This is a genomic window from Pseudomonadota bacterium, assembly GCA_016719885.1.
Classification (GTDB): Bacteria; Pseudomonadota; Gammaproteobacteria.
This window is the reverse complement of sequence record JADJYF010000012.1, coordinates 156,539-183,066: the sequence shown is the minus strand read 5'-3', so window position 1 is coordinate 183,066 and position 26,528 is coordinate 156,539. Positions and strand designations below refer to the sequence as shown.

The 26,528-nt window shown below is 65.6% G+C and carries 27 protein-coding genes; 7 read left to right on the top strand and 20 right to left on the bottom strand.

Features of this window, described 5'->3' with window-relative positions:
* Nucleotides 1-653: 653 nt before the first annotated feature.
* The gene (locus IPM80_14020) at nt 654-1,175 is read left to right on the top strand and encodes a hypothetical protein (GenBank protein ID MBK8959510.1); all 522 of its coding nucleotides are present in this window, start codon (nt 654-656) and stop codon (nt 1,173-1,175) included.
* 119 nt (nt 1,176-1,294) lie between these two features.
* Here the strand turns inward: IPM80_14020 and IPM80_14015 are convergent, their stop codons facing one another.
* The 4 genes from IPM80_14015 to IPM80_14000 all read right to left on the bottom strand — a co-directional run bounded on the left by IPM80_14015 (nt 1,295) and on the right by IPM80_14000 (nt 5,102).
* A complete protein-coding gene (locus tag IPM80_14015) occupies nt 1,295-1,687 on the bottom strand; it encodes a hypothetical protein (GenBank protein MBK8959509.1) in 393 nt (130 codons plus the stop codon).
* A gap of 100 nt (nt 1,688-1,787) precedes the next feature.
* Nucleotides 1,788-3,041, bottom strand: coding sequence for a hypothetical protein (locus tag IPM80_14010; GenBank protein ID MBK8959508.1), 1,254 nt, complete (start codon nt 3,039-3,041; stop codon nt 1,788-1,790).
* A 237-nt stretch (nt 3,042-3,278) separates the two neighbouring features.
* Nucleotides 3,279-4,115, bottom strand: a complete 837-nt coding sequence (locus IPM80_14005) for an SDR family oxidoreductase (protein ID MBK8959507.1) — start codon at nt 4,113-4,115, stop codon at nt 3,279-3,281.
* Nucleotides 4,116-4,196: 81 nt separating this feature from the next.
* Complete coding sequence (locus IPM80_14000; GenBank protein MBK8959506.1) at nt 4,197-5,102, bottom strand: CoA ester lyase; 906 nt, start codon at nt 5,100-5,102, stop codon at nt 4,197-4,199.
* 215 nt (nt 5,103-5,317) lie between these two features.
* On the opposite strand from IPM80_14000, the gene IPM80_13995 reads away from it, so the two are divergent.
* Nucleotides 5,318-5,743: a hypothetical protein gene (locus IPM80_13995; protein MBK8959505.1), complete on the top strand. Its 426-nt coding sequence runs from the start codon at nt 5,318-5,320 to the stop codon at nt 5,741-5,743.
* A 31-nt stretch (nt 5,744-5,774) separates the two neighbouring features.
* Nucleotides 5,775-7,454, top strand: a complete 1,680-nt coding sequence (locus IPM80_13990) for an amidohydrolase family protein (protein MBK8959504.1) — start codon at nt 5,775-5,777, stop codon at nt 7,452-7,454.
* A gap of 97 nt (nt 7,455-7,551) precedes the next feature.
* On the opposite strand, the gene IPM80_13985 is transcribed toward IPM80_13990, so the two are convergent.
* The 4 genes from IPM80_13985 to leuA all read right to left on the bottom strand — a co-directional run bounded on the left by IPM80_13985 (nt 7,552) and on the right by leuA (nt 13,315).
* On the bottom strand, nt 7,552-8,211 hold the full coding sequence (locus tag IPM80_13985; protein MBK8959503.1) for a nitroreductase family protein: 660 nt from the start codon (nt 8,209-8,211) through the stop codon (nt 7,552-7,554).
* Nucleotides 8,212-8,325: 114 nt separating this feature from the next.
* On the bottom strand, nt 8,326-8,973 hold the full coding sequence (locus tag IPM80_13980) for a glutathione S-transferase family protein (protein ID MBK8959502.1): 648 nt from the start codon (nt 8,971-8,973) through the stop codon (nt 8,326-8,328).
* Nucleotides 8,974-9,034: 61 nt separating this feature from the next.
* Nucleotides 9,035-11,512, bottom strand: coding sequence for an ATP-dependent helicase HrpB (gene hrpB / locus IPM80_13975; protein ID MBK8959501.1), 2,478 nt, complete (start codon nt 11,510-11,512; stop codon nt 9,035-9,037).
* 123 nt (nt 11,513-11,635) lie between these two features.
* A complete protein-coding gene (leuA, locus tag IPM80_13970; GenBank protein ID MBK8959500.1) occupies nt 11,636-13,315 on the bottom strand; it encodes a 2-isopropylmalate synthase in 1,680 nt (559 codons plus the stop codon).
* A 253-nt stretch (nt 13,316-13,568) separates the two neighbouring features.
* Here leuA and IPM80_13965 point away from each other — a divergent pair, with 253 nt between their 5' ends.
* Nucleotides 13,569-14,105 carry an Lrp/AsnC family transcriptional regulator gene (locus IPM80_13965; GenBank protein MBK8959499.1) on the top strand — a complete coding sequence of 179 codons (537 nt, stop codon included), beginning with the start codon at nt 13,569-13,571 and terminating at the stop codon, nt 14,103-14,105.
* Here the strand turns inward: IPM80_13965 and IPM80_13960 are convergent.
* The 5 genes from IPM80_13960 to IPM80_13940 form a co-directional block, all read right to left on the bottom strand.
* Nucleotides 14,095-14,349, bottom strand: coding sequence for a DUF2132 domain-containing protein (locus tag IPM80_13960; protein ID MBK8959498.1), 255 nt, complete (start codon nt 14,347-14,349; stop codon nt 14,095-14,097). The genes IPM80_13965 and IPM80_13960 overlap by 11 nt on opposite strands.
* Before the next feature lie 113 nt (nt 14,350-14,462).
* Nucleotides 14,463-15,431 (bottom strand): PstS family phosphate ABC transporter substrate-binding protein, encoded by a 969-nt coding sequence (locus IPM80_13955; GenBank protein MBK8959497.1) that lies wholly within the window; start codon nt 15,429-15,431, stop codon nt 14,463-14,465.
* 128 nt (nt 15,432-15,559) lie between these two features.
* Nucleotides 15,560-17,143 carry a diguanylate cyclase gene (locus tag IPM80_13950; protein MBK8959496.1) on the bottom strand — a complete coding sequence of 528 codons (1,584 nt, stop codon included), beginning with the start codon at nt 17,141-17,143 and terminating at the stop codon, nt 15,560-15,562.
* Nucleotides 17,144-17,321: 178 nt separating this feature from the next.
* Nucleotides 17,322-17,948: a thiol:disulfide interchange protein DsbA/DsbL gene (locus IPM80_13945; protein MBK8959495.1), complete on the bottom strand. Its 627-nt coding sequence runs from the start codon at nt 17,946-17,948 to the stop codon at nt 17,322-17,324.
* A 76-nt stretch (nt 17,949-18,024) separates the two neighbouring features.
* The gene (locus tag IPM80_13940; GenBank protein ID MBK8959494.1) at nt 18,025-18,630 is read right to left on the bottom strand and encodes a cytochrome c4; all 606 of its coding nucleotides are present in this window, start codon (nt 18,628-18,630) and stop codon (nt 18,025-18,027) included.
* 112 nt (nt 18,631-18,742) lie between these two features.
* Here IPM80_13940 and IPM80_13935 point away from each other — a divergent pair, with 112 nt between their 5' ends.
* On the top strand, nt 18,743-19,366 hold the full coding sequence (locus IPM80_13935; protein ID MBK8959493.1) for a YihA family ribosome biogenesis GTP-binding protein: 624 nt from the start codon (nt 18,743-18,745) through the stop codon (nt 19,364-19,366).
* 301 nt (nt 19,367-19,667) lie between these two features.
* On the opposite strand, the gene rpmE is transcribed toward IPM80_13935, so the two are convergent.
* From rpmE to IPM80_13900, 7 genes are all read right to left on the bottom strand, one after another.
* A complete protein-coding gene (rpmE, locus tag IPM80_13930; GenBank protein ID MBK8959492.1) occupies nt 19,668-19,877 on the bottom strand; it encodes a 50S ribosomal protein L31 in 210 nt (69 codons plus the stop codon).
* A 73-nt stretch (nt 19,878-19,950) separates the two neighbouring features.
* Nucleotides 19,951-20,313: a DUF3135 domain-containing protein gene (locus IPM80_13925; protein ID MBK8959491.1), complete on the bottom strand. Its 363-nt coding sequence runs from the start codon at nt 20,311-20,313 to the stop codon at nt 19,951-19,953.
* A gap of 84 nt (nt 20,314-20,397) precedes the next feature.
* Nucleotides 20,398-21,168 (bottom strand): exodeoxyribonuclease III, encoded by a 771-nt coding sequence (xth, locus tag IPM80_13920; GenBank protein MBK8959490.1) that lies wholly within the window; start codon nt 21,166-21,168, stop codon nt 20,398-20,400.
* Nucleotides 21,169-21,183: 15 nt separating this feature from the next.
* Complete coding sequence (locus IPM80_13915; GenBank protein ID MBK8959489.1) at nt 21,184-21,960, bottom strand: hypothetical protein; 777 nt, start codon at nt 21,958-21,960, stop codon at nt 21,184-21,186.
* Between the two features lie 21 nt (nt 21,961-21,981).
* The gene (locus IPM80_13910; GenBank protein ID MBK8959488.1) at nt 21,982-24,015 is read right to left on the bottom strand and encodes a M3 family metallopeptidase; all 2,034 of its coding nucleotides are present in this window, start codon (nt 24,013-24,015) and stop codon (nt 21,982-21,984) included.
* A 46-nt stretch (nt 24,016-24,061) separates the two neighbouring features.
* Nucleotides 24,062-25,027 carry a hypothetical protein gene (locus IPM80_13905; GenBank protein ID MBK8959487.1) on the bottom strand — a complete coding sequence of 322 codons (966 nt, stop codon included), beginning with the start codon at nt 25,025-25,027 and terminating at the stop codon, nt 24,062-24,064.
* A gap of 21 nt (nt 25,028-25,048) precedes the next feature.
* Complete coding sequence (locus IPM80_13900) at nt 25,049-25,621, bottom strand: LemA family protein (GenBank protein ID MBK8959486.1); 573 nt, start codon at nt 25,619-25,621, stop codon at nt 25,049-25,051.
* A 117-nt stretch (nt 25,622-25,738) separates the two neighbouring features.
* Between IPM80_13900 and bfr the strand changes: the two genes are divergently transcribed.
* Nucleotides 25,739-26,203: a bacterioferritin gene (gene bfr, locus IPM80_13895; GenBank protein ID MBK8959485.1), complete on the top strand. Its 465-nt coding sequence runs from the start codon at nt 25,739-25,741 to the stop codon at nt 26,201-26,203.
* A gap of 110 nt (nt 26,204-26,313) precedes the next feature.
* Nucleotides 26,314-26,514 (top strand): (2Fe-2S)-binding protein, encoded by a 201-nt coding sequence (locus IPM80_13890; GenBank protein MBK8959484.1) that lies wholly within the window; start codon nt 26,314-26,316, stop codon nt 26,512-26,514.
* The last annotated feature ends 14 nt before the right edge of the window (nt 26,515-26,528 follow it).

Here is a 26,528-nt window from a genome sequence, read left to right as displayed (position 1 = left end):
AAATGGGCCCAGTGGGGCCCATTTCTTTTAGTTGTTGTGCCTGACCGCTCGATGAGGACCTGGGTTCGACAACATCGCGCAGCGATGTTGGACGGAGGCGCCCTGCGCCGACGCCCCGCAGGGGTGAGCACGCGTAGAAGCGCGGGCGAGTCAATCCTGTCGGGCGCGCCAACTAAAAGAAATGGGCCCAGTGGGGCCCATTTCTTTTAGTTGTTGTGCCTGACCGCTCGATGAGGACCTGAGGTTCGACAACATCGCCAGCGATGTTGGACAGGCGCCGTGCGCCGACGCCCCCAAGCGCGGGCGATCAATCCTGTCGGCGCGCCAACTAAAGAAATGGGCCAGTGGGGCCCATTCTTGTGTGACGCTCGATGAGGATCTGCGACAACATGCGCCTGCCGTAACATGACCGAGGACTCGTTATGCCAAGCAGAAAGACGACCAAGGGAGCGCGCCCGGGGCTCCCCCCGGCCCGCCCCCCCCCCCCCCCCGTGGTCGCTTGGCGAGCCGCCGCTCGCCCGTTCTTCGCGCCCTGCGGGTGAAGATCCGACGCGGTGGTTCGGAACAAGGCCGTTTACCTGGCGCTGGCCGTGCTGCCGGACGGCACGCGTCTTGGGCCTGTGGATTGAACAGCCGGGCGCCAAGTTCGGAAGGTGTTCAACGACCTGAAGACCCGCGGCATCGGCGACATCCTGATCGCGGTGACGGATGGCCTGAAGGGCCTGCCAAGCCTTATCTACGGTCCGGCGAGACGCTGCAAACCTGCATCGTGCACCTGCTACGCAACAGCCTCGACTACGCATCGTGGAAAGACCGCAGGCTGGCGGCGGCGCTCCGGCGATTTACGCGGCAGCGCGAAGCGGCCGGCGGCATTGAACGCGTTCGAGGCCAGCGCCACAGAAGCATCCGACGGTGGTAGCCCCGGGTGGCCCGTCTCCCGTTCTTCGCGTTCGCTCCCGGATCCGGCGCGTGATTTACACCACCAACGCGATCAGCCTCAAAGCCAGCTGCGCAAGATCATCAAGACCCGGGGACACTTCCCTGGACGAGCGGGAGCAAACTGCTATGGCTGGCCTTGCGCACATCCAGCCGACTGGACCGGTCTGTTGGAATGGCGACAGGCCATGAACCAGTTCGCCATTGCCTTCGGCGAACGCTTTACCAACCCGACTTAACCGAATGCCTCGCACACAAAAATACTGACAGGCCCCGCCGACGCCCCGCAGGGGTGAGCGCGCACCCAAGCGCGGGCGAATCAATCCTGTCGGGCGCGCCAACTCACTCCACCGCGCCCCTACTTCCTCACCAACCAAGCCAGCGCGCTGTTCACGTCGCTGAAGATCTCGGCCTCCACCAGCTCGCCGGCGTAGGCGATGAACTGGCGCAGCACGCCGTACATTTCCGAGCTGTTGACCACGAATGCCGCCTTCCACCGCGCATGGGGCGGCGCCGGCACCAGGTAGCCTTTCACCAGTTCCTGCCATTCGTTGCCGGAGAAGGTGAAACGGCAATCACGCAGGTCATCGAGGTGACGTCCGATGGCGAGCGCGTCGCCATCGTCGAGCAGGCGTGTCCAGAATTGCCCGACGTCGGCGCTGCTCACCACGCCGCGCCAGCGCATGTGCAACAGCCCGCTACCGTGATCGATGGAATAGCTGAGATCCTTGGCCGGCAGGTCATTCGACATGGTTGCAATCTCCGGCCTTTGCCAAGGCATGGGGTCAAGTATGGTCACGTCGTCGGACAATGTCGCGCCGACGCGCCGATGTTCACGCCCACCCGGCGCCCTAAGCACGTCCGAACCTCGCCAGTTCTTTTTCGCTGCAGCTCGGACAAATGCCATGAGTGATGTCGTTGCCGGTCACTTCCTTCAGGTATTGATCGACCGCGTTCCAATAGCCTTCGTCGTCGCGCACGCGTTTACACCATGCACACATGGGGATCAGCGCGCGCAGCGCGCCCAGGCTTTGCATGGCCTGTTCGAGTTTGCCCTCGACCGCATGCTGGGCGGTGAGATCGCGGACCGCGACCAGTTCGGCCCACTCGCGCTGAGGGGTGAGTATCGGTCGGCGATTGATTTCGACCGCGATCAGGTGCCCGTCGCGGTGCCGCATGACGGTCTCGAGCGCCTGCCCGGTGTTCTCGTGCAGCAGTCCCTCGGGGAACAGCGACGCAAACGGCATGGTGAACGTGGCGTGGCCGAGCAGGGAGCAAGCCACCGCGTTGTGATCGATGATGTCGCCGCCGCGATGGATGATGAGCGCTTCGAACGCGCCGTCGGCGAGCGTGCGAAAGCGTGCCGCTTCCTCGCGCAGGGCGCGTGTCATGCGTTCATCGAACTGCATGCCGAGCAAGGTGATGCCAAGCACGGCGGCGGCGGCCATGCAGGTCTCGACCACCAGCAACTGGCGTGACAGCGTGCCGTCGGTGGACTGCATCAAGGCATCGAGGGTGAGCGTTACCGCGCTCATGCCCGTGAAATGCAGGCCGAGGATGGTCAAGGAGAGTGCCGCCATGGCGAGCAGGCGACGGCTCGCGGTACGACGTCCGTACAGGGCCAACACCGTGGCGGCGCCGCCCACGCAACTCGCGGCGACCGACCAGGCGACCTGCGCCAAGTCGTAGCTGAGCGTGCCCGGCACGCGCACCGCCGCCATGCCGAGGTAATGCATCAAGGCCACACCCGCGCCGAACACCACGCCACACAGTACGCGCGTTTGCCACACCGCCACGCAACGCGCGCAGACCATGGCCGGCCCCATCACCGCGAGACCGATGAAATACGAGAGCACGGTTTGCGGCAGGTCAAAGGCCACCGCCAGCGTCGGGCGGTAGGCGAGCATGGCGAGGAAGTGCGTGGCCCACACGGTGGACGCCACGCACACCGCCACCATCACGCGCCACGGCCAGGCGTGAGAGCCGGCATCCAGGCGGCGCGCGGACAGCACCGTGGCCACCGAACCAAAAACACAGACGAGCCCCGCGATGACCAACAGCGAGCGGTCATGTTGAAGGGCAATGCAATCGACGACGCGAAACATGCGAGTAAATCCAATCCGGGAAAATGGAGAACCGCCCGGAGTGAGGGGCAGCATTCGACATGCGGGAAGAGGCTGTTCCTGGCGGGAACGGGCGATACCGGGGCGGCGCCTGGAATTCTTTATCGGCGGCGCGATGACAAAATTGGCGGACAGTCAGCAGGGTATAAGCGGCTTTGATTGTCCGCCCCGTCACAAATCGCCGCGTGGCGCGGCCGTGATTGCGAGCCGGTGCGCGGCTCACGCCACCAGGCTGGCGCTCACTTCCCACAGCCGCGCCGCGAGGGTCGCATCCTGCGACAGCCTGGAGCCCGGCTTCACTTTCAGGAATTCGTCGTAGTAGGCGCCGTTGGTCGCTTCGATGCCATCGGCCGAGGCCAGGTGCACGCTGGTGCGCGCGCCGCGCCTGGCGCTCATGTAGGCACCGATCAGGCGATAGAGGGTGCGATTGACGAGGCCGCGGCCCATGATGTTGGTGCCCACCGGCCCGGGGTGCAGGCTCCAGCTCAACAGGCCATCGCCGCCGTGGCGGCGCGCAAGTTCGCGCGCGAACAGCACGTTGCACAGCTTCGATTGCGCATAAGCCTTGAGCGCGCCGTAGGGTCGCTCACCGCGGAAGCTGTCGAAATCAATCTTGCCGAGGTGATGCATCATCGATGCGACGTTCACCACCCGTGGGCGACCGGCGGCCAGCAGCGCCGGCATCAGGTTTTGCGTCAGCAGGAAATGCGCGAGGTGATTGACGCCGAACTGCATCTCGAAGCCATCCTCGGTCAGCTGCCGCTTGAAGGGGAACAGGCCGGCGTTGTTGATGAGCACGTCGATGCGCGGCCATTGCGCGACCAGGGTGTCGGCGCAGGCACGCACCGAGGCCAGCGACGCCAGGTCGAGCGGTACGAGGGCGAGCTTCGCGCCCGGCACGCTGTTCGCAATGTCGGCGCGCGCGGCCTTGGCGCGTGTGAGATCACGACACGCCATCACTACCGTCGCGCCGCCGCGCGCCAGTTCACGGCTGGTTTCGAGGCCGATGCCGCTGTTGGCGCCGGTGATGACGATGGTCTTGTCACTGAGTTGCATGGAACCTTCCCATGGTGTCGGATGGATCGATGGGCGCAAGCGCGCTGCGCGGCGCCGTGTCTAAGGCTTGTCGTGATGGCTTCAGGTGTTGAGCGGTTTGCCGCCGGCCGCTTCGATGCTCTCGGCCAGCGCAATCAATTCGCGTGCGGTCGCCACCATCGCGTAGTCGACCATGTCGCCTTCGTAGATCACCGCCGCGCGCCCTTCGGCTTCGGCCGCCGCCATGGCGGCCAGCACGCCGCGCGCATGGGCGACCTCGTCAGCCTGGGGGCTGAAGATCTCGTTGACGATGGGCACGTGGCTGGGATGCATCACGCACATGCCGCGCATGCCGAGACGACGATTGCGGATGGCATCGGCACGCAGGCCGTCCAGATCGCGAATGTCCCACCACGAACTCGTCATGGGATAGGGAATGCCGGCGGCGCGCGCGTCGAGCACCGCATGCGAACGCAGGAACAGCGTCTCTTCACCGCCCTTGGTCCACTGGTAGCCGACCGCGCGCGCGGCATCGCCGCCGGGACCGGCTGCCAATACCAACTGATGCACGCGCGGACTCGAAAGCGCGATGTGATAGGCGTTGCGCATGGCGCCGGCGGTTTCCAGCAGCAAGGTGGTGTTGACCGTGCCGTGGGCGACGCCATGCCGCCGTTCGAGCTGCGTGAGCATGGCATCCAGCGCCTGCATGTCGGCCACGCTGTCGACCTTGGGCAGCATCACCGAGCGCAGCTCGGCGCACAGGATGCCGTCCAGGTCGTCCAGCGTACGACCGGTGGCATAGCCATTGATGCGCACCGAGCAGTACTGCCCGGCGGCATGCAGTGCTTTCACGCTCTCGCGCACCAACGGTCGCGCCGCGCTCTTGGCATCGTCCGGAACGGCGTCCTCGAGGTCGAGGATCAATTCGTCGGCGCCGGCGGCCTGGGCTTTCGGCACCCATTCGGGCTTGTGACCGGGCACGAAGAGGGAGGAGCGGACGAGATGCATGGCGGCCTCGCTGGCGACTTGTCGGAATGACGGGATGATAGCCGTTCATGGTCGCGCGGTGCGTGCCCACGGCGCGCAGCCCCGGCCATGGGCGCGGCGGCGTCCTTGTGACGGCTCCGGTGTGGACTGATAATCCGGCGGTGGTCGACGCGCGATGTCATCGACCGTCCGACATCGCGACCGCCCGCGCCTTCCCCCAGCACGGAACCTTCCCCATGACGCTCGATATCAAACTCTACGACCGCGTGCTGTCGCTCGCCAACGCCCTGACCGATGCGGTCGAGCGCGATGACGATCGCGCCTTCACCAAGCAATACGCCGAACTGGAAAAGCTGTGCGGCGAAGCGCAGACCGCCGGCACCGCCCATCCTTTCTACCTCGAATCCCTGGGCGACTTCACGCTCGACGACGAAGACGCCATCGACATCTACGAGCAGGCGCTGGAGCTCGCCGACAAACTCGAACAGTCGGACTGCCGCGCTTCCATCCAGCTGGCCATCGCCGAGCGCTACCGCGATCTAGACGACCTCGACGCCGCGCTGGCCTACGCGAGCCAGGCCGAAAAGAGCCTTGCCAAGGACGACGACCCGGCCTTGAAAGAAGAATTGAAAACCTTCCTGCACGATTTGAAGCAGGCCTGACCGACTCTTCGCACTGCCACGGAGCACCGCCATGCACGATCTCATCATTCGCAATGCTCGCATCGTCGACGGCACCGGCGCCCCGCCCTTCATGGGCGAAGTGGCGGTGGCGGACGGCCGCATCGTCGCGGTGGCGCGCGCCGGCGAACCGCCCATCGCCGGGCCGGCCAAACGCAGCATCGATGCGCAAGGCAAATTGCTGACGCCGGGCTTCGTCGACATCCATACCCACTACGATGGCCAGGTGTGCTGGGACAAGCAACTCACGCCGAGTTGCTGGCATGGCGTGACGACCATCGTGATGGGCAATTGCGGCGTCGGTTTCGCACCGGTGCGGCCCGGCACCGAAACCGAGCTGGTCGAGATCATGGAATCGGTGGAAGACATTCCCGGCACGGCCCTGCACGAAGGCATTCCGTGGGGCTGGGAGAGTTTCGCCGACTACCTCGCGAGCATCGATACCCCCTACGCCATGGACGTCGGTGCGCAGGTGCCGCACGTCGCCGTGCGTCACTACGTGATGGGCGCACGTTGCTACGACGACGCCACCCGTGAAGATATTGCCGCGATGGCGGCCATCACCAAACAGGCTTTGCAGGACGGCGCACTGGGCTTCACCACCTCGCGCTTCTACGGGCACTTCGACAAGCACGGTGAGCTCGTGCCCGGCACCCATGCCGACGGCGAAGAGCTGAAGGCCATTGGCAATGCGCTGGCGGAAGTCGCGCACGGCACGGTCGAGATCATTTCCGACCGCATGGACGACCCCGATGAACAGCAGTGGGTGGAGTGGATAGCGCGTCGCACCGGGCGCCCGGTGACCATCCTCGTCACCTCCAATATCGGCGCCGACGTGTGGGGCATGGCTGACCGGCTCAATGCCCAAGGACTCAAGATCCGTCCGCAGGTCGGTGCGCGGCCGGCGTCGGTGCTGATGAGCCTGGAAGGCACGGTCAACCCCATGCGCCAGTTCGGCACTTACAAGGAGATTGCCCGGCTGCCCATCGACGAACAGCGTCGCAAGCTCAAGGACCCGGCGTTCCGTGCCCGCGTGTTGGCCGACACGCCCAAGGTGCCGCGCGACGCGACCACCGCCAACATGATCTCGACCTTCGACAAGATGTTCATCCTGCCGGCCGATCTCAGCTACGAACCGAGCTTCGCCGAGTCGGTGGCCGGCATCGCCGCGGCCGCAGGCGTCCACGTGCGCGAAGCGCTGATGGACATCATGGCAGCCGGGCGGCCGTTGTTGTTCCTGATCGGCGAGTACAGCGGCAGCCTGGAAAAGCAGCATGCCGGCATCGCCCATCCGCACTCGGTGTTCGGCTTGTCCGACGGTGGCGCGCACTGCGGCGTGTTGTGCGATGCCAGCATGCCGACCTACATGCTGGCCTACATGAGCCGCGACCGCGTGCGCGGGCCGATTTTTCCCATTGAATACACCGTGCACAAGATGACGCGCGACACGGCGCTGGTGTACGGCCTGACCGATCGCGGCGTGATCGCCGCCGGTATGCGCGCCGATCTCAACATCATCGATTTCGACGCGCTGGCGCTGGAAGACCCCGAGATGGTTTACGACCTGCCGGCCGGCGGCAAGCGGCTCATTCAGAAGGCACGCGGCTATGTCGCCACCATCTGCAAGGGCGAAGTCACCTATGAGAACGGCGTGCACACCGGTGCCTTGCCGGGGCGCCTGCTGAGAGCTTGACGGGCATTTTCCGCGGGCCCGATCTCAATCGGACCCACGGCATCGGACCTGCTTTGCCCTGGCCAGGAGGCGGCTGCGTCCTGGCCAAGGCGGAACGTCAGGACTTCGCGCCCCAGCTGTCCCAGTGCAGGAAGCGCTCGGTCGGCAGACGCTTGGCGGGCTTGAAATCATCACCGGTGAAATAGGCGACCGGGAACAGCGCGGCCTGGGTGACGGTGGCGGGAATGCCGAGGATGTTCGCGACCTCCTGTTCGTACATGATGTGCAGCGTGGTCCACGCGGTGCCGAGCCCGCGTGAGCGCAAGGCCAGCATGAACGACCAGGCCGCCGGCAGGATCGAGCCATACACGCCGGCCTGTTCCAGCGCGCTGGCCTTTTCGACGCGGCCTTCGATGCAGGCAATGACCAGCGCCGGCGCGCGGTGCATGTTGTCGGACAGGTAGTCGGCGGAACTCAACACCCTGTCCAACTGCTTGGCGCGCAGATCGTCGCTGTCGCCGTCATAGCGCGAACGCATGTTCGGGTCGCTGCTGTAGAGCTTGAACGCCTTCTTGTACAGCGCCGAGATTGCCGCGCGTTTCGCTTCGTCGGTCACCACCATGAACGACCAGCCCTGCGAGTTGCCGCCGGTGGGCGCCTGCAGTGCGAGGTCGATACAGCGGGTGATGACTTCGCGTTCCACCGGGCGGTTGAAATCGAGGCGCTTGCGCACCGAGCGCGTGGTGGAAAGCAGGTGATCGACAGTGGTGAGGTCCATGGAGACTCCTTGGCAAAAAGCTTGGCGTTGAATGGCGCGGGCGCATCACGTCGCGCGCCGGGGAGAGTGCGGCAGCATACGCGAGGCCAGACAGTCGCGCATGCCGCGCCCGACTCAGCGGCGTCGATAGCCCGCATCGTCGAGCCCCGGCATGCCGATGAAACCCGGCAGCTGCCGGATGCGTGCCAGCCACGCCCGGACCGCGGCAAAAGGCGCCAGTGACACATCACCCATGGGCGCGAGCGCGATGTAGGGAAACACCGCGATGTCGGCGATGGTCGGACGCCCCGGCACCAGCCAGTCCTGGGCGCGCAGTTCGGTTTCGAGGATCTCGAGCGAACGCTGCCCGCGCAGCTGCGCGGCAGCCAGGGCTTCACCTTTGAAATCCGCCGGCAGGCCATTGGCCGGAATGCCGAACGACAACAGCGCGCGCGCCGTGAACACGCCGTACTGCACCCAGCTCGCGGCGAACGCCAGCCACTCCATGACCTTGGCCTGCGCGGCGGCGTCTTGCGGCCACCACAGTCCGTGGCCATGCTTGCTCGCGATGTAGAGCAGGATGGCGGCCGAGTCGCGCAGCACCAGCGCGCCATCGACCAGCACCGGCACCTCGCCGCGCGGATTCAAGGTGATGAACGGTGGCTGGTGTTGCTCATCGTGCAGCAGTGACACGTTTTTGACTTCCGGTGTCACATCCAGCAGCGCGCACAACAGCCGCACCTTGTAACTGTTGCCCGATTCTTCAAACGAATAAAGCTGCATGGCGGCGCTCCCGGATGGCGTTGTTGAAGCCGATGTCGCCCAAGCTTAGCGCGCGTGGCGCTCAGGTGCCGCGTGGCTTGGCGCGATGCGTGGCGGTCGCGGTCCACGGGTCGTCGGGCCACGGATGCTTGGGATAGCGGCCCTTCATTTCCTTTTTGACTTCCGGGTAGGTGCGTTCCCAAAAGCCTTTCAGATCCTGCGTGACCTGCAACGGTGTCTGGCGCGGCGACAAGAGGTGCAACAGCACCGCCACGCGGCCACGCGCGATGCGCGGCGTCTCGGCCAGGCCGAACATTTCCTGCAGTTTCACCGCCAGCACCGGCGGCTCGCCGATGGCATAGGCGAGCTTGCGCTGCATGCCGCTCGGCACGGTGAGGTTTTCGGGCGCGTGCTCGTCGAGCGCGCGACGCTGGGCGTAATCGAGCTGGTGACGCAGGGCCTCGGCGAATTCGCCGCCGCCGAGCTCCGACAGGCGTGCCTTGCCGTCGAACAGCGGTGACAGCCACACATCGGCATGGGCGGTGAGGGCCGCGTCCGACACATCGGGCAGGCCGAGCTCGGGGCACCAGGTGCGCAGGTTCACCACGCGCGCCTGCCATTCGCGCAGTGCATCGGTCCACGGCAGGCAGTCGAGTCCCAGCGATGCTACGCCGGTCGCCAGCAGCGCCGCCGTTTCAGCGTCCCGTGCGACAGGCCGCGTGCGACGTTCGAGCACGATGGCGGCGAAGCGCGTTTCTTCAATTTCCTCGACCGCGCGGCTGGCGGCGTTGAAGGCGCGCTTGCGCTCGCGCGTGAAATGGCTGGCGAAGGCCTCGCGCAGAAACTCCGGTGAACAGGGCGCGGCGCGTTGCACCAGGCTGTCGCGCGTATCGAAACGCAATTCGGCAATGGCGAGCCACGGCTCGCCCACCAAGCCTGACAGTGGACCGAGCTGCGCGCCGCGACCGTTGGCCATCACGTAGCGCTGCGGGTTGTTGTCGTCCTGGCGCGCGATGCGATCCGGGTAGGCCAGCGCCAGCACGTCGCCGAGCGCGTGCTGCTCGCGCGGCGCGTCGTCCGTGTCCTCGACTTTCAAGCGCGCGCGCCATTGCCGCGCAGCCTGCTGGAGCGCCGCCAAGGCGCCGCGATGCACGTCACCGCCCGCGCCACGCGCGCCGCGCTGCGCGTGGAGGGCGGCCAACCGCACCCGCAGGTCATCGTTGCGTCGCGCGTCGCCGAGCATCGGGTCGCGGCCTTCGATCAGCGCGGCGACATCGCCGGCCAGGCCACGCCACGCCTTCGGCACGCGCAGCATGGCATTGGCAAGGCGCGGATGGGCGCCGAGCGCCAGCAGTGCCGCGCCATGGGCGGTAACGTGGTCATGGTCGTCGAGGGCGTCGAGGGCGCGCAGCAGATCCTGCGCCTGCGCCAGCGCGCCGGCCGGCGGCGAGTCGAGAAAGCTGAGTTCGTTCGAGCCCCACACTTTTATTTCCAGCACCAGCGATGAGAGTTCAACGCACTGGATCTCCGGGCGCGCGGCGCTATCCAGCACCGTCGACTGCGACCACAGGCGATAGCAACGACCGGCGGCGACACGGCCAGCGCGGCCCGCGCGCTGGCGCGCCGAGGATTGCGCGATGTTGACCGTCTCGAGTCGACTCATGCCGCTGGCGGCATCGAAGCGCGGCTCACGCGCGAGGCCGCTGTCGATGACCGCGCGTACGCCGGGCAGCGTCACGCTCGACTCGGCGACATTGGTCGCCAGCACGATGCGCCGCGTGGTCGACGGCCGCAATACGCGTGCCTGCTCTTCCATGCCGAGCTCACCGTGCAGGATCTCGATCGCCACATCGGTGTCTTCCAGGAGCCGCGCCGAACGTTCGATCTCAGCCTTGCCCGGCAGGAAACACAGGATGTCGCCGTCGGTTTCGTCCAAGGCCTGGCGCACCGCGCGCTTGAACTGCAGCGCCGGCGTTTCGCGCGCCAGCAGCGGCAGGTAGCTGACCTCGACCGGAAAGCTGCGCCCTTCGGACGTGATGCGTGGCGCCGCCATGTAGCTCGCCAGCCGCTCGCCGTCGAGGGTGGCGGACATCACCACCAGGCGCAGCTCGGGACGCACGCCGGCTTGCACTTCGAGGCACATGGCGAGACCGAGATCGCTGGCGAGATGACGCTCGTGGAATTCGTCGAAGACCACCGCCGAGACGCCGTCGAGCAGCGGATCGTCCTGCAGCATGCGCGTCAGGATGCCTTCGGTGACCAACTCGACGCGGGTGCGTGCCGAGACCTTGCGCTCGAAGCGGATGCGGTAGCCGATTGTCGCGCCGACCGCCTCGCCGAGCTGTGCGGCCATGAAGCCGGCCGCGGCGCGCGCCGCGATACGCCGCGGTTCCAGCATCAGCACCTTGCCCGTGCACCAGGGCGCGTCGAGCAGGGCGAGCGGCACGCGCGTGGTCTTGCCGGCGCCGGGCGGCGCTTCCAGCACCACGCGCGGTGCGGTGTTCAAGCTCGCCAGCAGCGCGGGCAGTACGGCATCGATGGGTTGCGGATCGCTGGGCATGGTCTCAGGCGGCTGACACGAGCGGGCATTCTGGCGGCGCACACGGGACTTGCCAATTGTTGATGCCGCAAACGACGACGGCGCCTCGCGGCGCCGTCGTGTAGCGAGCAGGCTGGCAGAAGCTCAGGCGGCGACGCCCGGCGCCAGCCGCGCGCGTTGGTTGACCGCGCCGAGGATCGCGCGCAGCGAGGCCTCGACGATGTCGCTGCTGCGACCCACGCCGCAGTAGCGGTTGCCGTCCAGGTTCAACTGCACGTAGGCCACCGCCTCAGCGCCGGCGCCGCCGCTGCTGGACAGCGTGTGCTCGCTGTACTCGACCAGCACCAGTTTCTTGCCGGTATGGCGTTCCAGCGCATCGACAAAGGCGCCGACCACGCCGCTGGCATGACCCTGCAGGCTGGTCGGCTTGCCGTTGTCGCGCAGGTTGGCGACCAGGCGGTCTTCGCCGTTCTCGCGCGTTGCCTGGTAGCCCATCAATTCATAGGGCGTGGGCGCGGCGAGGTAATACTGCTCGAACAGTTCGACTATCTTGCGCGGTTCGACTTCGGTGGCGCTGTCCTCGGCGTATTTCTGCACCACGCCGCTGAAGTCGATCTGCAGCCAGCGCGGCAGCTGGTAGCCCTCGCTCTGTTCCAGTACGTAGGCGATGCCGCCCTTGCCCGATTGGCTGTTGATGCGGATGACCTCCTGGTAAGAGCGGCCGAGATCGGCAGGGTCGATGGGCAGGTAGGCCACTTCCCAGGGCTGACGGTCGTCACGCTTGGCCAGGCATTTCTTGATCGCATCCTGGTGGCTGCCGGAGAACGCCGTGAACACCAGCTCGCCCGCATAGGGATGACGCGGATGCACCGGCAACTGGGTGGTCTCCTTCACGCAACGGATGATCTCGTCCATGCGCGAGAAATCGAGCTCCGGATCGATGCCCTGGCTGTAGAGATTCATGCCCATGGTCACGATGTCCATGTTGCCGGTGCGCTCGCCATTGCCGAGCAAGGTGCCTTCCACGCGCTCGGCGCCGGCCATGGTCGCGAGTTCCGCCGCCGCCACCGCGCAGCCGCGATCGTTATGGGTGTGCAGGCTGATGATCACCGCGTCGCGGTGTTTCACATGGCGGCAGAACCATTCGATCTGATCGGCATAGACATTGGGCGTCGCCATCTCGACCGTCGACGGCAGGTTCAAGATGCAGGGTTTGGCCGCGCTCGGTTGCCAGACCCCAACCACCGCGTCGCAGATCTCGACCGCGAAATCGAGCTCGGTGCCGGTGAAGCTCTCGGGCGAATACTGGAATATCCACTCGGTGCCGGGATGACGCGCGGCATGCGCCTTCACCCACTGCGCGCCCTGCACGGCGATGCCCTTGATGCCTTCGCGATCGAGTTCGAACACCTGCTCGCGCTGCACGGTGGAGGTCGAGTTGTACAAGTGCACGATGGCGCGCTTGACGCCGGCCAAGGCCTCGAAGGAGCGCGCGATCAATTCTTCGCGCGCCTGGGTCAGCACCTGCACGGTGACGTCGTCGGGGATCAGGCGTTCCTCAATCAGGCGGCGCACGAAGTCGAAGTCCGGCTGCGAGGCGGCCGGGAATCCGATCTCGATTTCCTTGAAGCCGACCTTCACCAACTGCTGGAAGAGCTGCAGCTTCTGGGCGACGTTCATGGGCTCGATCAGGGCCTGGTTGCCGTCCCGAAGATCAACGCTGCACCAGCGCGGCGCGGCGGTCAGTACCTGGTCCGGCCAGGTGCGGTCGCGCAATTGGATGGGGGCGTAGGGCTTGTACTTGCGATGATCGAAAGCGCTCATGGGACTACCTGCTTCGCGCCGGCGGCGCGCTTGACGTTGATTGCCTGGGTGGCGGTGCGCGCCGGAGGCCGGCGCGGCACGGGCACCGCGAACGGGGGGAAGTATAAAGAGGCGCGCTTAGTGAAAGATGGCGTATTCGCCACGGCAGAGTCCGATTTTTGCAATAACTCGCCAAGCTCTGCTAGGTTTGTAGAGAGTCATCGCGTGGATTCTCGCAATGACCGTCCATCGAACCCAGGCCATGAGCATCACCATGAAACTCGACCGCATCGACAAGCGCATCCTCGCCGAAATGCAGGCCAACGGCCGCATCAGCAACCTGGAACTGGCCGACAAGGTTGGCCTGTCGCCGACGCCCTGCTCGCGGCGGGTCAAGCAGTTGGAGGAGTCCGGGGTCATAGACCGGCACGTCACGCTGCTCAACCAGGCGGCGCTCGGCCTCAATATCACCGCCATGATCGGCATCACCATGGACCGTCATACGCCCGAGCGATTCGCGACCTTCGAGCGCGAGGTGCGGGACTTTCCGGAAGTGATCGAGTGCAGCATCGTCACCGGCCAGGCCGCGGACTACCTCCTGAAGGCGGTGCTGCCCGACATGACCTACTACGAGGAATTCCTGCTCGGCCGCCTGACCCGCATCGAGGGCGTGACCGGCGTGCATTCGAGCTTCGTGCTGCGGCGGGTGATCGCCAAGACCGAACTGCCGCTGGAACACATAGACCACATCCGTCGCCCGGAGCGCGTGGCGCCTGCCGGTGGCGCGGCGCGCCGGCGCGTCAGGGATTGAGGTCGTCGGGCCGCGCTTCGCGCTTCCGATCCTCCACGTACAAGGCCTCGACTTTTTCCCGCGCCCAGGGCGTGCGGCGCAGGAATTTCAGGCTGGACTTGACGGACGGCTCGTTGAAGAAGCAGCGGATCGGAATGCGGCGCGACAGCTCCGCCCAGCCGTGACGCGCGACCAGGGCGGTGAGCATGGCTTCGAGGGTGACGCCATGCAGAAGGTCTTTGCAGCGACGCGGTTCGTCGGTCATTGGGGGCAGGTGACAGGACTGGACTCGGCGCATGGTAAGGGAAGACCTTGCCGCGCGCAGAAAAAAATACCGGGCGCGAGGCCCGGTATCTTCATACGCTGGCGGTGTGCCCGTCAGTCGCCCAACACGCCCTGCATTTGCTTGTCGGCAATCTTGGTCGGCACCTGGATGTAGCCGTCCTTGGTCACGATGGCCTGGCCTTCCTTGGACAACACCATGCGCAGGAAAGCGCGTTCCAGCGGCGCCATCGGCTTGTTCGGCGCCTTGTTGACGTAGATGAACAGGTAGCGGCTCAAGGGATACTTGCCGGACAGGGCGTTGGCTTCGGTCGCTTCCTCCATGTTGCCCTGCTTGTCCGCGATAGGCACCGCGCGCACCCCGGAGGTGCGGTAGCCGATGCCGGAGTAGCCGATGCCGTTCAGCGACTTGGTCACGCCCTGCACCACCGAGGCCGAGCCCGGCTGTTCATTGACGTTGTTCTTGAAGTCGCCCTTGCACAGCGCGTGCTCCTTGAAATAACCGTAGGTGCCGGACACCGAGTTGCGGCCGTAGAGCTGGATGCTGCGGCTCGCCCATTCACCGGGAAGGCCGAGGTCGCCCCACTTGGTGATGTCACTCGCGTGACCACACTGGCGGGTTGCCGAGAAGATGGCGTCGACCTGCTCGACGGTGAGGCCCTTGATGGGATTGTCCTTGTGCACGAACACCGCGAGCGCGTCGACCGCCACCGGCACGGCGGTCGGCTTGTAGCCGTACTTGGCTTCGAAGGCTTCCAACTCGTTGGATTTCATGAGGCGGCTCATGGGGCCGAGATTGGCCGTGCCTTCGGTCAAGGCCGGCGGCGCGGTGGCCGAGCCCGCGGCCTGGATCTGGATGTTGACGCTGGGATAGAAGCGCTTGAACTGCTCCGCCCACAAGGTCATGAGGTTGGCGAGGGTGTCGGAGCCGACGCTGGTGACGTTGCCGGAAATGCCGGTCTCGGTCTGGTAGGACTGATGGCCGCCGGCCGTGTCGTCGGCCTGGGCGGTCATGAATGCCGCGCCGAGCAACAGTGCGGCAAGGCCTGGAATCTGGCGTCTCATCACTTGGATTTCTCCCATGGGGCGTTTGAACTCGCCGCAGTATGTGATGACTTTATGACCAACATGTGACGAAACCGCAATCGGGCGCGACCGCGGCGGCGACTTCGACAGGGCTATGATGACCGGCTCTAGTCCTTGCCGGCTGGCGCTTCCGGCATCGGGTCGAGCTCGGTGCACACCTGGTTGCGGCCGCCTTGCTTGGCGGCATACATCGCCAGATCGGCGCGTTCGAACACGCTGTCGACACTGTCGCTTGCCTGGAACTGCGCGACGCCGCTCGACATGGTCACGCGCACCGGCGTGTCCTTGTGGCGGAACGGGCAGTCGGCGATGTGATTGCGCAGCTTCTCGAGCATGGTGCGTGCGTCGCTCACCGAGGTTTCCGGCAGCAGCAGCACGAACTCCTCGCCGCCGAAGCGGCACAGCACATCGCTTTCGCGGATCACTTCCTTGAGCTTGGAGGCCACCGTCGCCAGCACCTTGTCGCCCGCCGCGTGGCCGTAGCGGTCGTTGATTTCCTTGAACAGGTCGAGATCGATGACCGCCAGGCTCAAGGCGCCACCGTAGCGCTTCCAGCGCGCGAAATGCTTGGAGACGGTCTCGGTGTAACCGGCGCGGTTGAGGATGCCGGTCAAGGGGTCCATCAGCACCCGCGCATGCTGGACTTCCAGGTCCTCGCGCAGATGCATGGCCTGCTGCTCGAGATCCTTGAGGCGATGCGTCATGCGTTCGATGACGTCACCGGCTTCGGCCGCGCGCAGACTCTGACTCGACACGAACTGTGTCAGGCCATGGTCGATGACTTCGAGTTTGCTCTCGATGAGCACTTTCAGCGCGTCCAGGTCGTCGGCTTCACCGACGCTGTGGCGCACTTCGCGTACGCCCACGCAAATCGTTTCGCTAAGTTGCAGCGCGTCGGCCTCGCTCTCGGCGTACATCTCCCGCGAGCGCTGCATGATCTGTTCGAATTCCTGCAGGCGTCGCGCCGTGGCGCGCAGGAATTCCGCCAGGCGATCGAGTTCGGACTGCATTTCCTCGCGCAGTTTGCCCACCAATTGCGCGACGGCCGTCGTGCAGGGGCGGATGTCCTCGTGGGTGGCCACTGCTTCGATCGCGCGGCGCACCTGCGCCGCTTCGGCGGCGAGCGTGCGCGACACCGGAATTCGATCGACCAGGTCAATCAGCGACTGGCGGGCACTGTCGATGGTGCGCTTGTTGTCGGCGGCCTGCGCCAGCCTTTCGGAGAACGCCAGTGATGCCTGTTCGACCTGCCCCAGCAGTTCCACGGCGTCACTCTTGGCGGCGATGCGCTTGCGTATACGCTCGACCTCCAGCAGCAGCGCCGGAGGCAGCTGCAGGTGATCGATGAAATGGTGAAACAGATCCGGTTGTTCAGCGACGCCGGGGGTGGCGGTGGCCGGCGCGGCGCTGCCCAACGCCGGCTCGAGGTTGAGGGTGACGATGGTATTGACGATCTCGTCGATCAAGCGCTGCAGCAGTGCGTCGCGCCGACCGGCGCGCACCAGGCCACCGAGTTCCTTCAGCTTCTTGTCGAGATCGGGACTGCGGCCATGGTAGGCCAGCGCCAGGCGCAGAATGCCGCGTTGCAGGCGAGAGATCGTCTCCGAGGCCACACGATCGGCGGCCCCGTCGCGACGGGGCACCGGAGGCTTGGAATTGCTGATCGAGCCGTTCAATTGCGGGGCCGACATTACTGTTCCGACGTCTTGAGTGACGTTCGTGCTTCTCTCGCATCGCGTCCGTATGAAGTACGTGCACGACGCAACAGTTGCACACCTGTCGGTAAGGTCTCGCAGAATGAAGAGACTCGCGCGTTCGAAGCCCCCGTTCAGGACTTCGAGCGCGACCGCGCGTTACGCGCGCGGATGATTACCGCTTGTGTTCCTTATCGGCCAGGGTTTCAACCACCTTTAACAGGGTGTCGAGATCACCGGCTTCCTGGGCACTGGTGCGGTATTTGCCATTGATGATGATGGCGGGGACGCCGGTGATGCCGTATTGACGCGTGAGCGAGATGGCGTGGCGGGTCTTGGTGTCGACATCGAAGGAATTGAAGGCCTTCTTGAATGCTTCCGCGTCGACGCCTAGGTCGGCGAAGAACGTGGCAAGCTCGTCCTCGGAGAAAACCTTGCGCCCCTGCTTGTGGATCGCATCGAACAGCGGATGGTGAACTTTCTCGAGCACGCCGAGCTGCTGGGCGGCGTAGTAGGCGCGTGCATGGACCTCCCAATTGTGGGCGAACACCGCCGGCACGCGCACGAATTCGACGTATTCGGGCTTGTTCTTCACCCACTCCGACAGCTGCGGCTCGAATGCGTAGCAATGCGGACAGCCGTACCAGAACAGTTCCAGCACTTCGACCTTGCCCTCAGCGACCGAAGTCGCGACGGCCGGTTTGACTTCCTGGTAGTGCTGGCCAACAACGAATTCCTGGGCGTTGCCATTGGCGACCAACAGTGCCAGCAAGGCTGAACACACGATCTTGTATAGCTTCATAGTCATCCGATACTCAGTGTTGTGTCGCATGCTGTTCCCGCTATCGGCCGGGCGTGCCCGGCCGATAGCGCTGGACTCAATGCAATGCCGAGACGTAACGCGCCAGGTTCTTGATGTCGTCGTCGGACAGACGCTTGGCGATGGTGCGCATCATCGATTGAGCATCGGTTTGACGCGCGCCGCCGTGATAGTTCGTCAACTGGGTGACGGTGTAGTCGAATTGTTGGCCGCGCAATGCCGGATAGCCCGAGCCGGGATTACCGCCACCGTCGGGTCCGTGGCAAGCCATGCAGGCCGGGATGCCGCGCTCGGCGTCGCCGCCACGGTAGATCTTCTCGCCGGCGGTCGCGGCGGCGGCCTGGTCAGCGGCCAGCGGCTTGACCTTCAAGGTCTGGGCCGCGAAGAAATTGGCGATCTCTTCCATGTCACCTTCGGCAAGCGAAGCGACCATCGGCGCCATCGATGCGTTCTGACGGGTGCCCGCCTTGAACGCCTTCAACTGGGCGACGATGTAGCTCGGGTTCTGGCCGGCAAGATTCGGCCAGATCGGATTGCTGCTGTTGCCATCGGGTCCGTGGCAGGCAGTACACACCATCGCCTTGGCCTTGCCATCCGCTTGGGCAGTGGCGACAAACGCCACGCACAGGGCAGCCACCGCCAGGAACGCGTTCCTCTTATGCATCTCTTGCTCTCGCTTGCGGGAAGTCAGGCGTGATTATATACGGGACGAGGCCGTGATCTGCACTAATGCGTACGGCGAATGGGCGCGACGCGGCCGAGAGCGGAACTTCACCATGACGGACAACGGATCAGAGCGAGCACGCAAACTGCTCAAGACCGCGCGCTTCACCTTGAGCGTGCCCGAGGCGCGCCTGCTGCCGGCCGACGTGGGCCGCGAAATCGCCTTCGCGGGCCGCTCCAACGCCGGCAAGTCCAGCGCGCTCAACGTGCTGTGCGGACAGCGCGGTCTGGCGCGCACCAGCCGCACGCCGGGCCGTACCCAGCATATCGTGGTGTTCGAACTGGACGCCGAAAGGCGTCTCATCGACCTGCCGGGCTTCGGCTACGCGAAAGTCGCGAAGTCCATGCGCGCCCACTGGGAGGACGCGTTGCCCGAATACCTCGAGACCCGCGCCTCGTTGGCGGGCCTCGTGCTCCTGATGGACATCCGTCATCCGCTCAAGCCGCAGGATCTCGCGGTACTCGAGTGGTGCAACCACGCCGGCGTCGCCGCGCACGTGCTGCTGAACAAGAGTGACAAGCTCGGCCGTGGGCCGGCCACGGCGACGTTGCACCAGGTCACCGCGGCCATCGCCAAACGCGGCTGGGCGGCAAGCGCGCAGCTGTTCTCGGCCCTCAAGCAAGACGGCGCCGAGCAGGCCTGGCAGGTGCTGGCCGAGTGGTTACAGCTGGAGTGAAAAAAAAGGGCCCCGGTACAGGCTGTTAGGGGGACTGACTGACCGGGGCCACTTTGTTGCCCGATTGGGGGATCGGGCGTCGCCTACCTTGGGAGGGGGTTGGCAGGCTCGTTCTGGCGAACGTGACGTTGAGACTTGGGGCTTGATTGTTGGTTCCGCGTCACAGTGAAAAAAATCCTGGAACGCAAACCGCGCGGCAATTTGACCGAGTGCCGAGCCCTTAAACACAAGCGGCGCGTCGAGGCGCGCCACTCATCATGATACCGGGAGCCCGTACCGACGAAGGCGCGGGCAGAGAATCTCAGGCCGGGCCGCCGTACTTGCGACGGAACTTGTCGATGCGGCCGGCGGTGTCGACGACCTTCTGCTGGCCCGTGTAGAACGGGTGGCAGGACGAGCACACGTCCAGCTGCAGCTGCTCACCGTGCAGGGTCGAGCGCGTCTGGAAGGTGTTGCCACAGCTGCACTTGACGGTGATGTCGTGGTAGTTGGGATGGGTATCCGATTTCATGGACGCTGCTCGATAGCTCGCAAAAGGGGCCGAATTCTAGGTCCCGGCCCAAGTCAATGCAAGTCGCAATGGCTCATACCGTATCGTCGCGGCGGCTGAACGGCAGTACCGATGCCTGCCGGCGCGGCTGCTCGCGCGGCGGTTTGACGCCGGACAACTGCTCGAGGTTGTCCACCAGGCCGCCCTCGCCGAGCACCCGGTCCCACATCATGCCCGAGATCTTGATGCACGATGCCATCGGGTTGTCGGCCCGCTCGCGTTCGCGGTCGATCTGCCATTGCAGACCTTCCAGGCGCCGCCGCTGGTTGGCGGGGGCCGATTCGATGAGGCCCTGCAGCACCTGGCGGCGGGCGGACTCGAAGCCGCGCGGATCGTGACGGGCCAGCGAGGCCCACTCGTCGAACGGGAATTCTTCGTCGTTGTTTTCGTGGTTCATGGCTAAAGCCTACCGAGGCAGACGCCCATGCGGCGCGACCTGGTCGACACATGGGCGGAAACTTGAGTAAAGCATTGTGTCATCTCAAGCGCGCAGTCGCGCCACCACCGGCGCGTGGTCCGAGGGCTTGTCCCAACGACGCGGCGTGAGATCGATGGCGCAGGCTTCGCAGCGCGCGGCAAGCGCGGCATTGGCCAGGATGAGATCGATGCGCAGGCCTTCGTTGCGCCGAAAACCGCCACCGCGATAGTCCCACCAGGAAAAGCTGCCCGGCGCCTGCTCGAACTGACGGAACACGTCGCTGAGGCCGAGTGCCAGCAGTCTTTGCAGGCGCGCGCGCTCGGGTTCACTGCACAGGATCTTGCCGCGCCAGGCCTCCGGATCGTGTACGTCACGATCGTCGGGCGCGATGTTGAAATCGCCTACCACCATCAAGGGTTCGCCGCCGGCGGCGAGCTGCGCCACCCAGTCGCCGAGGGCGTCCAGCCACGCCAGCTTGTAGGCGTATTTGTCCGAGCCGACCTCGGAGCCGTTGGGCACGTAGAGATTGACGAAAGTGATGCCGGCTACCTTGGCTGCCAGCACGCGCCGCTGCGGATCGTCGAAGCCCGGCAGATCGGTGGCGATGAGCGTGGCTGGTTCGCGCGACAACAGCGCCACGCCGTTATAGGACTTCTGGCCACTGAACAGCGTGTGGTAGCCAAGCGCCTGCAATTGCTCGAGCGGGAAATCCGGGTCCTGGACCTTGGTTTCCTGGATGCCGACCACGTCGGGCGCGGCCTCCGTGAGCCAGCTCGAGAGGTGCGCGAAGCGCGCGCGTATCGAATTGACGTTCCAGGTCGCGAAGGTCGTCATCGGCAGTGCCCGCGCCTAGACCCTGAAGCCGCCATGACGCCGACGGTTGAGGAAATCCAGCAGGTAGACGCCCGCACCGAAGCCGAGCGCCAGTAGTACCACCGTCAGCAGCACGAGGCTCTTGGCGTACTCGCGCAGCACCACGGGCACCAGCGCCGCGACGTCGTCCAGCGACGTGCGGGCGGCGTACTCGGCAAGCTTGGCGCGCGCGTCTTCGAGGTCCCGCTCGAGATCGTCGCGCGAGCGTTCGAGTTCCACCAGGCGCGTGTCGGGCGGCACGGCGGTGCTCTTGACCTGGGCGCGCAGCGAGGAGACTTCGGTCTGCAGCGTCTCGGCACGCAGCTTCTCGTCGGACAGCCGACCTTTCAGATCGGTGTTTTCCTTGGTCAGGTTGTCGATTTCGGCGCTGGCCGCGTCACTGGCCGGCGCGCCGGCCACCGGCGGCGCGCCGCGCGAGGCCTGCTCGACGTGCTTGAGCTGGTCTTCCAGCGCGGCCTTGATCTTCTCGAGCTCGGCGATGCGCACTTGCGCCGGCGGCTCGGCGCTGAGATACGCGGCATCGACCCAGCCCGAGGCGCCGCCCGGTTCGCTGACGTTGGCGACGTCGCCATCGCGCTTCAGCACCTCGAGCTTGGTGCCGGTCGGTACGACCTTGATGATGGCGCTGTCGGTATCGCGGCTTTCGTGGATGCCGACCAGCAGCTTGTCGATGACATAGGCCGTGTCGGCCGCCGCGGCGGCGCCGCAGGCGAGCATCAACAGGGCCGGCAGTAGGCGGATGGGGAGGCGCATCCGGGCGATTATCCGGTCCGCTTAAGCGATGAGTCCAGCCTGACGCAGCAGCGCCGCGACCTCGGGCTCGCGACCGCGAAAGCGACGGAACAAGGTCAGCGCATCCTCGGCGCCGCCCTTGGCGAGAATGCTGTCGCGAAAAGCGCGGCCGGTGTCGGCGTTGAAGATGCCTTCCTCGGTGAAGCGTTCGAAGGCGTCGGCGGACAGCACTTCGGCCCATTTGTAGCTGTAGTAGCCGGCCGCGTAACCGCCGCCGAAGATGTGCGTGAAGCTGTGTTGGAAGCGGTTCCAGCGCGGTGGCGTGATGACCGCGACCTGCGCCCGCACGTCGTCCAGCAAGGCCTGGATGTCGCATCCCGGCGCGTAATCGCGGTGCAGGCGAAAATCGAACAGCGCGAATTCCAGCTGACGCACCATCTGCATGGCGGCCTGGAAGTGGCGCGCCGCATCGAGGCGCTCGAACAGCGCCTGGGGCAAGGCTTGCCCCGATTCGACATGGCCGGACATCAAGTCCAGCGCCTCGCGCTCCCAGCACCAGTTCTCGAGAAACTGGCTGGGCAACTCGACGGCGTCCCACGGCACGCCGTTGATGCCGGCGACCGCCGGTCGCCCGACTGTGGTCAGCAGGTGATGCAGGCCATGGCCGAACTCGTGGAACAGGGTGGTGACGTCGTCGTGGGTGAGCAGGCTCGGGTTGCCGCCTTGGGCGGGCGTGAAATTGCAGTTCAGATAGGCGACCGGCAGCTGGGTGTCGTCACCGTGCTGCCAGCGGCTCAGGCAGTCGTCCATCCACGCACCGCTGCGTTTGCCGGCGCGCGCGTAGAGGTCGAGATAGAAATAGCCGCGCGTGGCGCCGTCGGCGTCGCATACCGCGTGGAATTCCACGTCCGGGTGCCAGGTTTCCACGCCCTCGACGCGCTCGAAGCGCAGACCGAACAGGCGCGCGGTGATCTCGAACAGGCCGGCGCGCACTTTCGGCAACGGAAAGTAGGGGCGCAGCTCTTCCTGGTTCAACTGGTAGCGATGCCGGCGCAACTGCTCGGAGCAGTAGGCGATGTCCCAGGCTTCGAGCTGGTCCATGCCGAGTTCGGTGCGCGCGAAGTCGCGCAGCTGCTCGACTTCCCGCTGCGCCGCGGGCCGCGCCTGGCGGCCGAGGTCTTCCAGGAACTCGACGACTGCGTCCGGCGACGGCGCCATCTTGGTCGCGAGTGACAGGGCCGCGTAGTTGTCGAAGCCGAGCAGACGCGCGAGCTGCTGACGGCGCGTCAGGAGATCGTGCATGACCGCGCTGTTGTCGTGGCTGCCGGCCTGCGGACCGCAGTCCGAGGCGCGCGTCGTATAGGCCTCGTAGAGCTGGCGGCGCAGTTCGCGGTCGACCAGGTTGCACATGGCGGGCACGTAAGAGGGCAGGTCCAGCGTCAAACGCCAGCCGGCGCGGCCGGCATCGGCGGCTTTCTGACGCGCCATCGCGAGGGTCGACGCCGGCAGGCCGGCCAGGCGTGATTCGTCGTCCACGTCCAGGCTGAAGCCCTGGCTGGCGTCGAGCACGTTTTCCTCGTAACGCGCCGCCAGTTGCGCCAGTTCCACCTTGAGCCGGGTGACCTCGGCCTGGGTCGCGGCGGGCAGATCGACGCCGCCCAGACGGAAATCGCGCAGCGCGTTGTCGACCAGCTTGCGCCGCGCGTCATCGAACTGGCTGAAGGCCGGCTGCGCGCGCAGGCGCTGGTAGGCCGCGCACAGTCCGGCGTTCTGTTCGAGTTCGGCGCCAAACGCCGATACGCGGCTCACGCACTCGGTGTACACCGCGCGCAGCGCGTCGGTATCGGCGACGTTATGCAGGTGCGAGACCGGCCCGAAGAAACGATGCAGCTCATCGGCCATTTCCTCCATGGGCGTGACGACCTCCTCCCAATCGCTGCTGCCGGCGGCCGTCAGGGCAGCGATACGCGCGCGCTGCGCATCGAGCAGCGCATCGAGGCGCGCGACCAGGGTGGATGCATCGATGCCGGCGAAATGCGGCAGTCGGGCCAGGGTGGGATGGGCGTTGGCGTTCATGCGCGCATTATGCAGAACTGCGCGACACGACACAGCGCCGCGGGTTCTAGCCCAGGCGCAGCATCCAGCACCACAGCACGAGTGCGGCAAGCGGCGCACCGAGCGCGATGCACAGCGCGGCCGCGCGTGCGTGGCGCGCGATCACGGCGTCCTCGTCGCCGGCGGCGATGACGAAGGGGCGACGGCGATCGCCGCTGCGGCCGATGACATCCACCGTCGGCGGCGCGCGATGCTCGTCGCGCTCTGCCTGCACTTCACGCGCCACCGTGGCTCGCGCCGCCTGCCATTCCTGGTCATCGAGGTGGCCGTCACGGTTGGTGTCGAACCGGCGTAACAGGGCGGCCTGATCCCGTTTCAGGGCCCGCAACCGCTCCGCCACTTCGTTGTCGCCCGGCAGCGGCGCCGTGCCGGCGCCACCGTGGGTGGTGAACAGGCCGATGACATACAGCGCGTCGCCGGCACAGATCAGGTGTTCGGTATAGCGATAGGTCTTGCCGAGACCGGTAAACCAGCGCGACAGCATGTTGTTGCCGGCCGGGTTGAAGCAGCCGGGAGTGCGCGCCTGGCCGTACCACACGTCGGGTCGACGGGCATGCACTTCGGCGCCGTCGGGGTCGACCGCGCAACTGCCGCTGGTGTCGGTCAGGTAGAACAGGCTGTCGCTCACGCCCTGTTCGACCACCACCCAGTCGCGGCGCCGCTCGCGGCCGTGGCCCGACTCCTGGTATTGCTCAATCTTGTACTTGAACCACACGCATTGGCGTAACGATGCCGGCGTGCGTATCGGTGCGCCGGCCATCATTTCCGCCATGCCGCGCAGTTCGGTATAGCCCTGCGCGGCGGAGCGTATCAGCGCGGTGGGCGTGTTCTCCATCGTGCGTTTGCGCTCGAGGCTGCGCTGCGCGCCGTAGCACAGGCCGCCGGCGAGCAGTGCCGCCACGCCGCTCATGATCCAGAACGGCGCGGCCTGGGCGGTGTGGACTGCGCTGGCCAATGCCTCGAGGAGCAGCATGCAAGAGCGCTGCCCGAGGCCTTAACCGAACAAGGATTTGACGTCGAGATCGGCCGTCTCGGCGGCGCTGAATTCCAGTGTCGCCTGGGCGCGGAAGCCGAACCAGCGCGCCAGGATCAGATCCGGAAAGGTTTCGAGGCGGATGTTGTTGAGGGTGACGGACTCGTTGTAGTACTCGCGGCGGTCGGCAATGCTGTTTTCCAGCGCGGAAATGCGCTCACGCAGTTGCGTGAACTGCTGGTCCGCCCGCAGCTCGGGATAGGACTCCGCCACCGCGTAAAGCTGGCCGAGGCTCTTGCGCAGGGACGCTTCGCCGGCGCCCACCGCCGCCACGTCATGACGCTGATTGGCGCCGAACACCGCGGCGCGCGCGCTCGTGACTTCCTGCAGCGTCTGTTGCTCGTGCTGCATGTATTGCTTGCACACCTCGACCAGCTTAGGCAGTTCATCGTGGCGCTGCTTGAGCAGCACATCGATGTTGGCCCACGCCTTCACGACGTTGTGCTTGAGCGTCACGAGGCCGTTGTAGATCGCGATGGCATAGCCTCCGACCACCACCAGCAGGACCAGCATCACGACAGTACTGACATTCATGGGGCGCGAACTCCTTGCTCGACGGATAGGGACGCTATTATGGATGAGGACATCGGCGCCGCGGCGCCGTACTTGATCAGCGGGCCGCGAGCCCACGTGCACAGCGAGGAAGCCGACATGAAGGGCGACGCAAAAGTCATCGAACATTTGAACCGGGTGCTCAAGAACGAGCTGACCGCCATCAACCAGTATTTCCTGCACGCGCGGATGTTCAGGAACTGGGGACTGAAGAAGCTCGACGAGCACGAATACCACGAGTCCATCGACGAGATGAAGCACGCCGACAAACTCATCGCCCGCATCCTGTTCCTGGACGGCCTGCCGAATCTGCAGGACCTCGGGCGCTTGCGCATCGGCGAGAACACGGTCGAGATCTTCAACGCCGACCTGGCCCTCGAGAACGACGGGCTGCCGGCACTGCGCGCCGCCATCCAGGCCTGCGAGGCCTGCGCCGACTTCGTTTCGCGCGAACTGTTCACCGAGATCCTCGAAGCCGAGGAAGAGCACGTCGACTGGTTGGAAACCCAGCTCGCACTCATCGAGCGCCTCGGTCTCGAGAACTACCAGCAATCCCAGCTCTGACGACGGGGGACGGCGGGCAGGGACGCTCGCCTTGGATATGATGCTCTTCTTTATTGCTAATGTTTCTCATTTGTACTAACGTTACCATCACATCATCTGAGCGGACTCCCATGTACGTCTGTATCTGCAACAACGTCACCGAAAAGGACATCCACCAAGCCGTCGACGCCGGCGCCTACAGCCTCGAATGCCTGGCGCGGGAACTGGCGGTGTCGACCTGCTGTGGTCAATGTCATTGCTACGCCGAAGACGTGTTGCACGAGGCGCTGCGCGCCGCCGAGCGCTGCGCCGAGCACGCCACCGCCGCCTGACCGTATTCCGCCCC

Bases quoted from the DNA above. Each gene is read 5' to 3' on its own strand.
- IPM80_14015 (MBK8959509.1), bottom strand. From the start codon at position 1,687: ATGTCGAATGACCTGCCGGCCAAGGATCTCAGCTATTCCATCGATCAC.
- IPM80_14010 (MBK8959508.1), bottom strand. From the start codon at position 3,041: ATGTTTCGCGTCGTCGATTGCATTGCCCTTCAACATGACCGCTCGCTG.
- IPM80_14005 (MBK8959507.1), bottom strand. From the start codon at position 4,115: ATGCAACTCAGTGACAAGACCATCGTCATCACCGGCGCCAACAGCGGC.
- IPM80_14000 (MBK8959506.1), bottom strand. From the start codon at position 5,102: ATGCATCTCGTCCGCTCCTCCCTCTTCGTGCCCGGTCACAAGCCCGAA.
- IPM80_13995 (MBK8959505.1), top strand. From the start codon at position 5,318: ATGACGCTCGATATCAAACTCTACGACCGCGTGCTGTCGCTCGCCAAC.
- IPM80_13990 (MBK8959504.1), top strand. From the start codon at position 5,775: ATGCACGATCTCATCATTCGCAATGCTCGCATCGTCGACGGCACCGGC.
- IPM80_13985 (MBK8959503.1), bottom strand. From the start codon at position 8,211: ATGGACCTCACCACTGTCGATCACCTGCTTTCCACCACGCGCTCGGTG.
- IPM80_13980 (MBK8959502.1), bottom strand. From the start codon at position 8,973: ATGCAGCTTTATTCGTTTGAAGAATCGGGCAACAGTTACAAGGTGCGG.
- hrpB (MBK8959501.1), bottom strand. From the start codon at position 11,512: ATGCCCAGCGATCCGCAACCCATCGATGCCGTACTGCCCGCGCTGCTG.
- leuA (MBK8959500.1), bottom strand. From the start codon at position 13,315: ATGAGCGCTTTCGATCATCGCAAGTACAAGCCCTACGCCCCCATCCAA.
- IPM80_13965 (MBK8959499.1), top strand. From the start codon at position 13,569: ATGAAACTCGACCGCATCGACAAGCGCATCCTCGCCGAAATGCAGGCC.
- IPM80_13960 (MBK8959498.1), bottom strand. From the start codon at position 14,349: ATGACCGACGAACCGCGTCGCTGCAAAGACCTTCTGCATGGCGTCACC.
- IPM80_13955 (MBK8959497.1), bottom strand. From the start codon at position 15,431: ATGAGACGCCAGATTCCAGGCCTTGCCGCACTGTTGCTCGGCGCGGCA.
- IPM80_13950 (MBK8959496.1), bottom strand. From the start codon at position 17,143: ATGTCGGCCCCGCAATTGAACGGCTCGATCAGCAATTCCAAGCCTCCG.
- IPM80_13945 (MBK8959495.1), bottom strand. From the start codon at position 17,948: ATGAAGCTATACAAGATCGTGTGTTCAGCCTTGCTGGCACTGTTGGTC.
- IPM80_13940 (MBK8959494.1), bottom strand. From the start codon at position 18,630: ATGCATAAGAGGAACGCGTTCCTGGCGGTGGCTGCCCTGTGCGTGGCG.
- IPM80_13935 (MBK8959493.1), top strand. From the start codon at position 18,743: ATGACGGACAACGGATCAGAGCGAGCACGCAAACTGCTCAAGACCGCG.
- rpmE (MBK8959492.1), bottom strand. From the start codon at position 19,877: ATGAAATCGGATACCCATCCCAACTACCACGACATCACCGTCAAGTGC.
- IPM80_13925 (MBK8959491.1), bottom strand. From the start codon at position 20,313: ATGAACCACGAAAACAACGACGAAGAATTCCCGTTCGACGAGTGGGCC.
- xth (MBK8959490.1), bottom strand. From the start codon at position 21,168: ATGACGACCTTCGCGACCTGGAACGTCAATTCGATACGCGCGCGCTTC.
- IPM80_13915 (MBK8959489.1), bottom strand. From the start codon at position 21,960: ATGCGCCTCCCCATCCGCCTACTGCCGGCCCTGTTGATGCTCGCCTGC.
- IPM80_13910 (MBK8959488.1), bottom strand. From the start codon at position 24,015: ATGAACGCCAACGCCCATCCCACCCTGGCCCGACTGCCGCATTTCGCC.
- IPM80_13905 (MBK8959487.1), bottom strand. From the start codon at position 25,027: ATGCTGCTCCTCGAGGCATTGGCCAGCGCAGTCCACACCGCCCAGGCC.
- IPM80_13900 (MBK8959486.1), bottom strand. From the start codon at position 25,621: ATGAATGTCAGTACTGTCGTGATGCTGGTCCTGCTGGTGGTGGTCGGA.
- bfr (MBK8959485.1), top strand. From the start codon at position 25,739: ATGAAGGGCGACGCAAAAGTCATCGAACATTTGAACCGGGTGCTCAAG.
- IPM80_13890 (MBK8959484.1), top strand. From the start codon at position 26,314: ATGTACGTCTGTATCTGCAACAACGTCACCGAAAAGGACATCCACCAA.